6 protein-coding genes are annotated in these 14,133 nt (G+C 55.5%); all 6 read left to right on the top strand.

Annotated elements, in window-relative coordinates:
• Nucleotides 1–6,679: VCBS domain-containing protein (locus tag AMM33_RS20915; RefSeq protein ID WP_194945634.1), on the top strand; the 6,679-nt coding region annotated here is incomplete at its 5' end.
• Nucleotides 6,680–6,696: 17 nt separating this feature from the next.
• Nucleotides 6,697–8,499 (top strand): type I secretion system permease/ATPase, encoded by a 1,803-nt coding sequence (locus AMM33_RS20920; protein ID WP_090143170.1) that lies wholly within the window; start codon nucleotides 6,697–6,699, stop codon nucleotides 8,497–8,499.
• Nucleotides 8,496–9,887, top strand: a complete 1,392-nt coding sequence (locus tag AMM33_RS20925) for an HlyD family type I secretion periplasmic adaptor subunit (protein ID WP_090143171.1) — start codon at nucleotides 8,496–8,498, stop codon at nucleotides 9,885–9,887. Before AMM33_RS20920 ends, AMM33_RS20925 begins: the two co-directional genes overlap by 4 nt.
• 103 nt (nucleotides 9,888–9,990) lie before the next feature.
• Nucleotides 9,991–11,241, top strand: a complete 1,251-nt coding sequence (locus AMM33_RS20930; protein ID WP_090143172.1) for a TolC family protein — start codon at nucleotides 9,991–9,993, stop codon at nucleotides 11,239–11,241.
• Nucleotides 11,242–11,272: 31 nt separating this feature from the next.
• Nucleotides 11,273–13,342, top strand: a complete 2,070-nt coding sequence (locus AMM33_RS20935; RefSeq protein ID WP_228768289.1) for a coiled-coil domain-containing protein — start codon at nucleotides 11,273–11,275, stop codon at nucleotides 13,340–13,342.
• Between the two features lie 82 nt (nucleotides 13,343–13,424).
• Nucleotides 13,425–14,105 (top strand): hypothetical protein, encoded by a 681-nt coding sequence (locus AMM33_RS20940; protein ID WP_194945635.1) that lies wholly within the window; start codon nucleotides 13,425–13,427, stop codon nucleotides 14,103–14,105.
• Nucleotides 14,106–14,133: the final 28 nt, after the last annotated feature.

Here is a 14,133-nt window from a genome sequence, read left to right on the forward strand (position 1 = left end):
CGCAGTCACCGAAGATGCCAGCGTCAGCGGCAGCGTTACAGCCACAGACGCAGACACGGACGAAACAGCCAGCCTGACCTATGCACTGACTGCCGCTGCGCCAGAGGGMCTGACCTTCAACGCCGATGGCAGCTACAGCTTTGWCGCYTCCAGCTACGACGGCCTGGCTGAAGGCGCAACGCGTGTCATCACCATCGGCTACATCGCCACAGACATCCAGAACGCAGCCTCCACAGCCGCCAACTTGGTGATCACGATCACTGGCACCAACGATGTGCCCGTGGCCACAGCGGCCACAGCCGCAGTCACCGAAGATGCCAGCGTCAGCGGCAGCGTTTCTGCCACAGACGCAGACACGGACGAAACAGCCAGCCTGACCTATGCACTGACTGCCGCTGCGCCAGAGGGCCTGACCTTCAACGCCGATGGCAGCTACAGCTTTGATGCTTCCAGCTACGACGGCCTGGCTGAAGGCGCAACGCGTGTCATCACCATCGGCTACATCGCCACAGACATCCAGAACGCAGCCTCCACAGCCGCCAACTTGGTGATCACGATCACTGGCACCAACGATGTGCCCGTGGCCACAGCGGCCACATCCGCAGTCACCGAAGATGTCAGCGTCAGCGGCAGCGTTTCTGCCATAGACGCAGACACGGACGAAACAGCCAGCCTGACCTATGCACTGACTGCCGCTGCGCCAGAGGGCCTGACCTTCAACGCCGATGGCAGCTACAGCTTTGATGCTTCCAGCTACGACGGCCTGGCTGAAGGCGCAACGCGTGTCATCACCATCGGCTACATCGCCACAGACATCCAGAACGCAGCCTCGACAGCCGCCAACTTGGTGATCACGATCACTGGCACGAACGATGTGCCGACAATCACCAGCAACGTGCAAGCAGGCACGGTCAAAGAAGACGAGACGCTGACGGCGACAGGTCGGATCACATCCAGCGATGTGGACCACGCTGCGACAGCGGCCTACAGCGGCAACGCTGATGGCGAGTACGGCAGCTTGGCGGTCAATGCACAAACAGGCGAGTGGACCTACACGCTGGCCAACGGTGCGCATCAGAATCTGAAAGAAGGCGAAAGCCACGTAGAGCAGTTCACCGTGACGGTGACCGATGACAAGGGCGCGACAACCACACAAGTGGTGAGCGTGACGGTCAACGGCACGAACGACGCGCCCATTCTGACCAGCCTGCCTGTCATTCTGAGCCCCGGTTTGGAAGACACGGCCTACACATTCACCGCCGCGCAACTGCTGCAAGGCTACAGCGATGTGGATGGCGGCACGCTGAGTGTGACGAATGTGACGGCAGAGCACGGCATCCTCACAGATGACGGCCAAGGCAACTACAGCTTCACACCCAATGCCAACTTCAACGGCCCGGTCGATCTGAGCTACACCATCAATGACGGACAAGGCGGCCAAACAGCTGCAACGCAAAGCTTCAGCCTGGGCGCAGTCAAAGATGCTCCCCTGCCTGTGGCCGATGCGATACGTATCACTGAAGGTGACAGCCAAGGTGGTTTCAACTTGCTGAGCAACGACAGCGATGTCGATGGTTCGCCTTTGACCATATCGGGCATTTCGAACGCCAATCAAGATGCGGTTTCGTTTGATGCGGTGCTCAATGTTTTCCGCATCGTCACCAGCCATGGCGTCTTGACTTTGGGTGTCAATGGCAGCTACAGCTATAAGGCCGACGGTGCAGCCAGTATCGCCCTGAATGCCGGTGAAAAATTCACCGAAACTTTCACCTATACCGTCAACGATGGTGACACAACTTCCATCAGCACACTCAAGGTCACCATCGACGGTGTCAGCACAGTGATTGACGGTTATGTGCAAAATGCCACGGTTTTCTACGACCTGAACAACAACCAGATCCAGGACGAAGGCGAAGCGTCAGCCACGACAGACGATTTCGGTCGTTTCAGCGTTTCTGTGGACACGCCTCTCAGTGGTGGACGTTGGGTGTCAACGGGCGGTACAGACTCTTTCTCTAGCGAGGTTGTGGGTTACCTGTTCGCGCCAGCTGGATCATCGGTCATCACGCCCCTGACAACACTCTTGGCCTTTGGTTCTGACGCGCAACGTGCGACCATCGAGTCCAGCATGCTCAAGGTCCTGGGTCTTGATACCTTGCTGGCTGACGCAGGCATTGCCAGCGTCACCGATTTTGACCCTATGGCCGCCATCGTGTCGCCCATGGATGGTGCGAATCTGAGTGCGTTGCAACAGGCCGGTGCAGCGGTGTTTGCTGCTCAGCAAGTCATCATGACCTTGATGCAGACGGCCATCAAGCTGGGTTCAGCAGACAGTGTGGTGCAGGACATCCAGAGCTCTTTTACGACTTTGGCCACCAAAATCAGCCTGGGCCAGATGGCGGGTGCTGAGACTACTGAAGGTCGCTTGGCGCTTTTGCATGCGCTCAATGAAGAAGTCATTTCATTGGTCGTCGCGGATTCCGCATTGATCCCCGATGCTCTGAAATCCGAGATGGCACAAGCGCTCGGTAGCATGCTGAACCATGTCACGGATGCATTGGTCACGAATTTCGAAGCATTGGCAATTCGGCTTGCCCACAGCGCTCATGGGCTGGAATTGTCGGTCGATGACCAGATTTACATCGCACTGGCCAAATCGACAGTCGCTTCGGCTCAGACATCGCTGTTGGATACGATTTCCGATGTTTTGAACAGCTCGCAACCCCTCCAAGTGGCAGATAGTTTTGCTGCCTCTTTTGATGAGCAGGTCCAAAACGCAGCCAATGACGCGGTGACTTTGCCAGAGCCTGGGGATTATTTGAGCATTGCAGCGGCCAAGGCCTATGTTGCTAAAGGTGTTGATATCTCTGGCCACTACCTGACGGCTTCAAGCATCTCGCTGTCAGACTTCCAAGCCCTGCACACCATCGCTGGAATGCTTGTCCAGGCAGGCATCGAAATCAATGCGGTCGACTCTGGTGTGCGCGGCTATAGCGATGAGATTAATTCACTGTTGGGCGAAAGTGGTCTAAGCGCCGTGCTGAACCTGGGCGGTAACGTCAACGAAACAGTCACCATTGATCAAAACCAGGCTTCTGGCTTGATCCATGCTGGACTGGACTTTGCAGCGGGCGACACCATCACGCTGAACGTGGACACAGCCGCATCGGGCACGCACCTGAGCAACAGCCTCAAAGACCTGAACAAGCTGGGCGTGGACGCCATCTTGGTGACAGGCGGCGACCAGATCAACGTGGACCTGGGTGCAGGGGCCTTGGGCGGCAACGGTGCAGATGCCACAGGCGGCATCAACTTCGAGCTGCCCACCTTGTTTGGTGACCTCAACGGCGACCGCGTGCTGAGCGAGCGCGAAGACGCAGCCCTGAGCGTGACCTTGAACGCTCAAGCTGGTGATGTGGCAGGCATTGCCAACAAGGCAGACGCCCTGTCTGCGATGGGCATTGACCACATCGACCTGGGCGATATCAACAACGTGTCAGTGAGCATCGATCAGGTCGAGGCCAACGCCTTGATCCATGCTGGACTGGACTTTGCAGCGGGCGACACCATCACGCTGAACGTGGACACAGCCGCATCGGGCACGCACCTGAGCAACAGCCTCAAAGACCTGAACAAGCTGGGCGTGGACGCCATCTTGGTGACAGGCGGCGACCAGATCAACGTGGACCTGGGTACAGGGGCCTTGTCTGCCAACGGCACAGGCGGCATCAACTTCGAGCTGCCCACCTTGTTTGGCGACCTCAACGGCGACCGCGTGCTGAGCGAGCGCGAAGACGCAGCCCTGAGCGTGACCTTGAACGCTCAAGCTGGTGATGTGGCAGGCATTGCCAACAAGGCAGACGCCCTGTCTGCGATGGGCATTGACCACATCGACCTGGGCGATATCAACAACGTGTCAGTGAGCATCGATCAGGTCGAGGCCAACGCCTTGATCCATGCTGGACTGGACTTTGCAGCGGGCGACACCATCACGCTGAACGTGGATACTGCTGCCTCGGGCACGCACCTGAGCAACAGCCTCAAAGACCTGAACAAGCTGGGCGTGGACGCGATCCTGGTCAGCGGCGGCGACCAGATCAACGTGGACCTGGGTACAGGGGCCTTGTCTGCCAACGGCACAGGCGGCATCAACTTCGAGCTGCCCACCTTGTTTGGTGACCTCAACGGCGACCGCGTGCTGAGCGAGCGCGAAGACGCAGCCCTGAGCGTGACCTTGAACGCTCAAGCTGGTGATGTGGCAGGCATTGCCAACAAGGCAGACGCCCTGTCTGCGATGGGCATTGACCACATCGACCTGGGCGATATCAACAACGTGTCAGTGAGCATCGATCAGGTCGAGGCCAACGCCTTGATCCATGCTGGACTGGACTTTGCAGCGGGCGACACCATCACGCTGAACGTGGACACAGCCGCATCGGGCACGCACCTGAGCAACAGCCTCAAAGACCTGAACAAGCTGGGCGTGGACGCCATCTTGGTGACAGGCGGCGACCAGATCAACGTGGACCTGGGTACAGGGGCCTTGTCTGCCAACGGCACAGGCGGCATCAACTTCGAGCTGCCCACCTTGTTTGGCGACCTCAACGGCGACCGCGTGCTGAGCGAGCGCGAAGACGCAGCCCTGAGCGTGACCTTGAACGCTCAAGCTGGTGATGTGGCAGGCATTGCCAACAAGGCAGACGCCTTGTCTGCGATGGGCATTGACCACATCGACCTGGGCGATATCAACAACGTGTCAGTGAGCATCGATCAGGTCGAGGCCAACGCCTTGATCCATGCTGGACTGGACTTTGCAGCGGGCGACACCATCACGCTGAACGTGGACACAGCCGCATCGGGCACGCACCTGAGCAACAGCCTCAAAGACCTGAACAAGCTGGGCGTGGACGCCATCTTGGTGACAGGCGGCGACCAGATCAACGTGGACCTGGGCGCAGGGGCCTTGGGCGGCAACGGTGCAGATGCCGCAGGCGGCATCAACTTCGAGCTGCCTACCTTGTTTGGTGACCTCAACGGCGACCGCGTGCTGAGCGAGCGCGAAGACGCAGCCCTGAGCGTGACCTTGAACGCTCAAGCTGGTGATGTGGCAGGCATTGCCAACAAGGCAGACGCCTTGTCTGCGATGGGCATTGACCACATCGACCTGGGCGATATCAACAACGTGTCAGTGAGCATCGATCAGGTCGAGGCCAACGCCTTGATCCATGCTGGACTGGACTTTGCAGCGGGCGACACCATCACGCTGAACGTGGACACAGCCGCATCGGGCACGCACCTGAGCAACAGCCTCAAAGACCTGAACAAGCTGGGCGTGGACGCCATCTTGGTGACAGGCGGCGACCAGATCAACGTGGACCTGGGTACAGGGGCCTTGTCTGCCAACGGCACAGGCGGCATCAACTTCGAGCTGCCCACCTTGTTTGGCGACCTCAACGGCGACCGCGTGCTGAGCGAGCGCGAAGACGCAGCCCTGAGCGTGACCTTGAACGCTCAAGCTGGTGATGTGGCAGGCATTGCCAACAAGGCAGACGCCTTGTCTGCGATGGGCATTGACCACATCGACCTGGGCGATATCAACAACGTGTCAGTGAGCATCGATCAGGTCGAGGCCAACGCCTTGATCCATGCTGGACTGGACTTTGCCATCGGTGACGTGATTGATGTTCAGGCATCAGGAACACACTTGAGCACCAGTTTGAAAGATTTGCAGAAGCTGGGTGTAGATTCGGTGACGGCTAAGCACAATACATCGGTCATGCATCTCGACTTGGGTGAGCATGGCACCTTGTCCAGTGCAGCACTTCCACAGTTTGACCTTGATTTGGACGTGACCCTGAACCTTGGCAGTCAGCAACTGAGTCAACTCGTCTCGGTTGCGCAGGTTTTGGCTGACGCCGGCATCGACCACATTTCTTTGTCGCAAGACCAGATGCTGGCTGACGATGCGGCCACGCAAGCCCTCATCAATGCGGGTATCGACTTCAATGTCCTGGTGGGCAGCGCACCCGCAGTGACCAACACGCCAGACACGTTGGACGATATTTTCAATATTGTTCAAGATGGCGTTGATGTGTTGGGCAATATGCTGACCCAAAACGCATCCATGGGTGAATTGGTCAATTCGCTGGGCGATGCCGGTATTCATCGCATTGACATTGACAAGCCAGCTCAGGTCAGTATCGGCGATGATTTGGCAGCGGCTTTGTATGAGGCCGGTATGCTCACGGCCTTGCCGGAAGCCGGTGTGGAGATCAATGCCGGTGCCGCCATGCAACTGCAGACAAGTCTTTCTGCCATGGCGACTCTGGGCGTCGATCACGTCTTGGCGCAACAAGGCGCACAAGTCAACCTGGGCGCTCAGTTCAGCGAATCGGAGTTGGCCAACTTGTTGGGTCATTTTGTGGATGAAGGTCAGCAAGGCGGTATCAAGCCGATCTTTGACCATGGTGCCGAACTCAACATGGGTCAGACAACTGGTTTCACGGAAGAAACACTGCAATCCCTGCTCCAATCGGGCATGGGCAGCCAGCTTCACGATCTGGGCATCAGCAAAGTGGTGGCGCAGGTCGAAACACCGGTAGGCGTAATTGGTGATTTCGGTTACGAAAACATGGAATTTGACTTAGACGCCTTCCATAAAAAGCCCGGACAACCCTGATCGGTCACAATTGACCCATGACTGACCCACAGCCCAAAGTCGCCACCCGAGGCGACAAGCAGCCTGTCAAGAAAATCCTGATGCAAACGCGTCAGGCCTTTTTCTTCGCCATGGGCTTGACATTTGTCATCGACATTCTCAGCATCACGCCGCTGCTGTACATGATGAGCGCCTTTGACCGCGTCTTGTCCAGTCGCAGTGGGGTCACCCTGGTCTCGCTCACTTTGGTGGTGATTGCTTTTTATGTGTTTTGGTCCGCTCTGGAGTGGATTCGCTCTCGGCTCATGATCCGATTGTCCTTGCGGATAGATTGGGATTTGGCTGCTGATGTGTTTGATGCTTCCTTCAGGCGCTATGTGGGCCGTAAAAACGTCAACGTTCAGCAACTTCTGGGTGATTTGCAGTCCCTGCGCCAATTCATGACTGGTCCCCCCGTACTGTCCATCATGGACGCACCTTTCGCCTTCATCTTCATTGGCATTGGGGCAGTTTTTCATCCCCTATTGGCCATCTTTGCCTTTTGCGCTTGTTTGCTGGTGCTAATCGTGACCTACCTCACGACCAAGGTCACGACCCCCATCCTGAAAGAAGCCAATGATGCCAACACCGAAGCCAGTCGCGTGGCGGGCAACAGCTTGCGTCATGCCGAAGCTACTTTGGCCTTGGGCATGTTGGGTGCGGTGCGCAAACGGTGGTACGACCAGCACCGCAATTACTTGACCAACCAAGTCAGCGCCAGCGAGGCCACGGGTCTGATGGGTGGTGTCTCTGGATTTTTGCAAAAAGCCTTGCCCTCACTGCAACTGGCCCTGGGTGTTTGGCTCGCCATGGAAAACCTCATCACGGGCGGCATGGTCATTGTGGCCAGCATGCTCATCGGCAAATCTGTGGCCCCCATTCAAAAGCTGATGGCCCACTGGAAAGACATCGTCGCAGCCCGTCAGGCCTATGAACGCCTGAACGACTTGTTGGCCGATGACTTTGAAAACACCCAAAAAATGCAATTGCCTGCGCCTCAGGGCAAGCTGGATGTGGTGCAAGCCGTGGGCGTACCACCTGGTCATAACAAAGCCGTGTTGGCGGGCATTGACTTTGCCCTGCGCCCCGGCGAGGTGCTGGCTGTGGTGGGCCCCAGCGCAGCTGGCAAGTCCAGCTTTGCCAAAATGCTCATGGGTTTGTGGAAACCTGCCTCAGGCTCCATCCGGCTCGACGGTGTCGAGCTCAGTGACTGGAGTCACGATGAAGTCGGACCGCTGGTGGGTTATGTGCCGCAAGAAATTGACTTCTTTGAAGGCACGGTGGCCGACAACATCGCCCGCTTGGGCGAGATTGACCCCGCCAAAGTGGTGCATGCTGCGCAATTGATTGACATGCACGACACCATCCTTACCTTCCCTAAAGGTTACGACACGCCATTGGGCGAGACTGGTTTTGCGCTTTCGGGCGGTCAACGCCAGCGCTTGGCCATTGCCCGTGCTGTGTACGGCATGCCCAAATACGTGGTCATGGACGAGCCCAATTCCAACCTCGACGAAGTGGGCGAAAACGCGCTGGTCAAAACCGTGCAAGCCCTCAAGGCCAACGGCTCCACTGTTGTCTTGACCACGCACAGGCCTCGCCTGGTCGGTGTGGTTGACAAAATGCTGGTGCTCAAGGCGGGGAGACAGGTGGCCTTTGGCGACGCCCGCGAAATGCTCGACGCCGTGCGCAAACTGCAAGTGGTCAGTGCTGACGGTGCTGCCGAGTCCGCCTCGGTTCAAGCAGGTGTGGTCCAGGTGCAAGCAGCTTTGCCCACAGTGGCACAGGGGGGTGCTCAATGAGTCCCGAACCCACCAATGCCATGGGTGCAAACACCGAGCCGGGATTTTGGGGCCGCCTGGACGCACGCCTGGGCCGATGGGTACAAGGCTGGAACCCTTACGAGCCCAGCAAACTCAACCGTCATGGCCTGCAGCCCGTGCAAGTGGAAGAATCGGCCATCCGGAAAAATGCAGCGCGTTGGTTTCTGGGCTTTTTTGCGGTGTTCTTGATCTGGGCACTGTGGGCTCCCATTGACGCAGGTGTCACCGTGCAAGGCACAGTCAGCGTTTTGGGCAACCGCAAAGCTGTGCAGCACCCCACCGGGGGCGTGGTCGAAGAGATCAACGTCAAAGAAGGTGCAGAAGTCAAACAAGGTGACGTGCTCTTGCGCGTCAACCCCCTCAAGACCGAAGCCGAAATGACCGGGGCCGAGCTGACCTACATCAACCTGCTGGCCAGCGAATCGCGCCTGAAGGCCGAACGCGACAACCTGGGCAGCATCAACTGGTCAGACGAGCTGCGCAAACGCTTCAAGCCCGGCGACACCCGCGTCGAAGAGGCCAAAAAGCTGCAAGTCCAATTGTTCAATTCGCGCCGAGCTGAATACAACAGCCAAGTGGCCAGTCTCAATGAGCAAATCACGGGGCTCAATGCGGTGCTCAAGTCACGCCAAATCCAGGTCAAAACCCTGGACGAGGAAATGAAAAACACCCGTGAACTGGCCCAAAAAGGCTTTGTGCCCCAAAACCAGGCCAATCAGGCTGAACGGCAAAAAAGCGATATCGACTCCAGCATTGCCAACACACAAGCCGACATCTCGCGTGCCAGGTTACAGATCAGCCAAGTGCGCAGCACCTTGCTCAAAGATGTGGACAACCAGCTTCAAGAGATCCAAAAAAACCGCGATGCCGTGTCCACGCGTTTGGACTCGGCCAAATTTGACCGCGAACTGGCAGAAATCAAATCCCCGGTGACGGGCAGTGTTGTGGCCTTGAAAGTCTTCACCGTGGGGGGCACCATCACCAGCGGTATGGTGCTCATGGAAGTCGTGCCCAAAGATGAAAGCCTGATCATTCAGGCCAAGATTCCCAACACCATCATCGACAAGGTGCGTGTTGGCATGCCCACCGACATGCGATTTACCGCCTTTAACCAGTCGACCACCCCTGTCATTCCTGGCGTGGTCAAGGTGCTGGGTGCTGACAAAGAGGCGGGTGCGACACCTCAAGAAGGCGAGTTTTATATGGCCCAGGTGGAGACCACCAAAGAGGGGCTTGACCTGCTCGCCGGCCTCAAAGTGCAGCCCGGCATGTCGGTGGATGTGGTCATCAAAGCGGGCGAGCGGTCATTCATGAGCTACCTGCTCAAACCATTGACCGACAAGATGGCCCGGGCCTTCAAAGATTAAAGATTAGAAATAAATATCTCAAAAACGTGGAATTCGGTGGTAAACCCGAATGTTGTTCCGAAAAATTATCGAAACAATATTCAATGAGAGGTATTGAAAAAAAATGAAAACTCAGATGGTGTTGGTGGCACTCTCCACTGCGGTAGCCATGGCGTCCCCGGTGTTCGCGCAAAACCTGCCGCTTGACTTTGAAAAAGCCCAAATTTTTGACCCCACTTACCAGTCAGCCAAAGCCGACTACGAGGTCGGTCAACGCAACGTCAAACAAGCGCGCTCGGTCTTCTTTCCTGAGGCCACTTTCAGCACCCAACGCTTGGCCACTGACACCGGCAACCGTACCACCTTCACAGTGTCGCAGCCCTTGCTGGACGCACAGCGCTGGATGACTTTGGGCCAAGCCGCCCCCCAGCAACTGCTGGCCGAGGTCAGCTTGCAGGGCAAACGACAAGACCTGGCCACGCGTCTTGTCAAAGCTGCCAACGCCATCATCCTGGCCAACGAAAACATCAAGCTCAACGGCGCCAAAATGGAGGCGCTCGACCAGCAAGCCCTGGCCGCCAAGCGCAAACAAGAATTGGGGCAGGGCACCATCACCGACCTTCGTGACATCGAGGTCAAAGCCAGCCAAGCCAAAGCGCAGCAACTGACCTTCAAAACCCAGCTGCAAAACGCGCTCAAGGCCTACGAAGCCATCACCGGCGTGCTGCCTCAGGCCAGCAATTTTGTGCTGCCCACCACACACGGCTCTTATGGACTGCGCCCCTTGGCTGACTACACACAAGTGGCCTTGAGCGCTGGCCCCAACGTCTTGGCCGCACGCTACAACGTGGAAATTGCCGAATACGAAGTCAAAAAAATCAAGGCCAGCTTTTTGCCCGCAGTGACTGCGCAATATTCCTACAGCAAAACCACCGGTGCCGCCACAGTCAACAACTATGTCGGTGTGGGCTTATCGGTGCCACTGAAAGCAGGCACCCTGTATGGCATGGACGCGGCACAAGCCGGCGTTGTCAAAGCCCAGGAAAGCCTGCGCGAAACCGAATCCAAAGTCCGCCTGGAAGCAGACCGATTGGCCGCCATGGTGGCCACAGGCATAGAAGCCCTGCGCATACAGCGAGAAGCCATCGCCTCAGCCGAGCTGAGTGTGGAAGCCAACCGCCAAAGTTACCAAGGCGGGGTGCGCACAGCCGTCGATGTCATCAATGCCATCCAGACGTCTTTTCAGGTCAAAAGCGACTATTTCACCCTGGCTACCACGCAGTCAGAGAACATCCTCAGCCTGATTCTGTTGGCCGCCACAGACCCCCAAGACGCAGTGACAGAAACCTACCGCTACCTGTTTGCAAAACAGTGATGGCGCATCAGGTCGTGCAAAAGGACAGATCTTGAAGTTCATCGGTAAAGAAACTCAAAGAAAAATTGATCTTCAGATCAAGACACTGAACGAGCAAGTTCAAGTCTTGCAGCAAGCACTTCGCACCAACGAATTCAGTTTAGTTGGCGCCCATAATGAATTGGCACAACTCAAGCCGCAGCATGCAGATTTGCTCGTCAAAAAGGAGTCGCTTGAATTCGAGGTGGCCAAGCAAAGCGCTGAGATAGCAGGCTTTAAAACCCAGCTGGAATTCATCCAGCGACAGTTCAAAGACTCGGTCGCAGAAAAAACGACGCAGCTCAATCAGGTTCAAGCCGATGCCGATTTGCTGCTCCAGCAGTTGCACCAGGTGCAGGAAGAGTTGGAGACTGTTTTCTTGCGAGAACAAGACATCCGTAACCAGCAGGCTCAACTGAAGACGCAGCTTGAAATTCTCCAGAAAGAAAAAACTGCGCTTGCATCTGACGGTGATGCAAAAGTCAAACAACTGGCACAAGCGCTGTCAGACAAAGACGCACTGAGCAAAGAGAAAGCCCAGCTTCTAAGCTCCCGAGATGGTCAAAGCAAACAGTTGCTTGCAAGCCAAACAGAGCTGGATGCTCGGACCCAAGAAGCTGCTCAGCTGAGCGCACAGCACAGTGAACTGACCAAAGAAAATGAGCTCATGCTCAAGCAACTGCACAAAGTGCAGGAGGAATTGGACGCAGTGTTCTTAAGAGAACAAGCAGGGCATGAACAATTGCCGCTCCTCAAAATACAGCTTGACGCATTGCAAAAAGAAAAAGCAGACCTGCAAACATCACGCGACACACAGGCCAAACAACTGGCTGAATTCAAGTCAGCCAAAGACGCATTCGAGAAGGAAAAAGCGGCCCTGACTGCTGAGACTGCGAGTCTCAAAAACCAATTGACTGCGCAACAGCGTGAACTGAAGCAAGACAACGATCTCATGCTCTTGCAATTGCATCAAGTGCAAGAAGAGTTGGAACATTACTTTTTGGAGCATGAAAAACTGCAAAAAGCAGAACAAGCACAAAGCCAGCGTTGGGAACGTCTGGAATCGCGTCTGCCCAACTACCTGGACTATGAGACCATTGTGCCGATGTCTGTCGACTCGTTTTCAGACACGCCGACCGTCACCTGGAAAGTCACTCATTGCACCTTGGACGGTCAAATCCTGCCTGAGTTTCAATTTGTCACTTGTCTTGTGGATGGAAAAGTCGGCATTCGCATGGGGGAGTTGGAGCTGATTCCCCGTGCACTGGTGGTTCCAAACTTTCGAAGCATCACCACGGGACAGTGGCGAAAAATTCGTGCAGCCACCACAGCCATTGAGTATTTCTTTGCCACTCAGGCCAATCCATCCCATTTGCCTGCAGACTTTGATTCCGGCTTCTGGAAGCAGGCCTTGTTGCCTCTGGTCACCGATGTTCGCTCGCTGCCCAATGTGTTCCGCTACAACACGGTACAAATCAAACGTGAACTGATCCACCCGGACTACGAGCACTTGTGGCTGGTGTTTTCAGGCGCCAGTTATGGACGACAAGTTTGGCCAAAATTTGAAATGCGCTTGGGCGCATCCAATATTCAGCCTGGGGCTTTTTCCAAATTTCCAAAACTGGAATTTCCACGGATCGACGGCAAAATACCGCCCTTTGAGAGCTGGTTTGAAGAATCATGGGATGACTTCGGCGGCAAGCTTGAATTGCGCTTTGATTTGAACAAATACGTGTCCGATGTGGGTGTCTGGAGCAAAGTCACCGCTCAAGACCAAGCTTTGCTGGTGTCTTTTATCTCTTTGCTGCCCTTGGCTGTTCAACAGATGCAATCGAACAAATTGGCAATTTCAAGGCCATGGACAGACTGGGCGGGGCTTGTCATTGGCACCATTGAAACCCTTAGAAAGTTGATCACGCCACCAAAACCTGCTGTGGTTGAAAAAACAATTGCACATGCAGCGAAAACAGATGAGCTGCCTAAATTGGCACCAAAGCGCAAATCAGGGACTGTTGAAGCACCCCAAAAGGTTGCGCCGCGCACCAAAAAAGTGCCGACCAAACGAGTAAGCAAAGATGCCTAAACGGAAAACCGCATACGGCACACGACCTTCAGCGTCGCAGTCTGGTGTTTCGTCAGAGGCCTTGGCTGCAATGCAGTCATTCTTGACTGCACAAATTGGCAACGCGGTCAAACAAATTGAAGCCTATGTGGGCATTCAACACTATCTGAGTACAGGCCGTGTCATGCCTGCATTTCATGGCTGGCCCATCAGTCCTGACCTTGGGCACTACCTTATCCGGCGCATCGAATCGCAGTCGTACGACTTGGTCATCGAATTTGGTTCAGGTGTATCCACCTGGCTGATCGCACATGTCGGCAAGAACAAACCCTTCAAGCATCTGGCATTCGATCATCTGCCTGAGTTTTTTGAAAAAACAAAACAACAATTGTCCGAAGATGGGCTTCAGAGTTTTGTGGATCTGCGTCTGACCCCTTTGGTGCCGTTTGTAGGTGAGGATCAAACCACCTATCCGTATTACGACTGCAATGCCGCATTGGCCGAACACGCTCAACTGTTGAACCAAGCTGGCAAACGACTGTTGGTCTTGATCGATGGTCCTCCGGCTTCAACGGGTCGTCACGCTCGCTACCCGGCAATGGCTCACGTGTTGAGCCATTTTCAATTGGCAGATGTGGATTTTCTGATGGATGACTACATCCGACTGGATGAACAGGAAATCTTACACCGATGGGTTACAGAACTTGACAAAAAATCCATAAAACATAAAAAAGAAATAATTCGCATGGAAAAGGACGTAGTCCTCCTTTCTTTGTCAAAATAATTGTTATTATTGAATTAAACAAAATTTC

It is taken from the genome of Limnohabitans sp. DM1 (assembly GCF_001269385.1).
In the GTDB taxonomy this organism is placed as follows: domain Bacteria; phylum Pseudomonadota; class Gammaproteobacteria; order Burkholderiales; family Burkholderiaceae_C; genus Limnohabitans_A.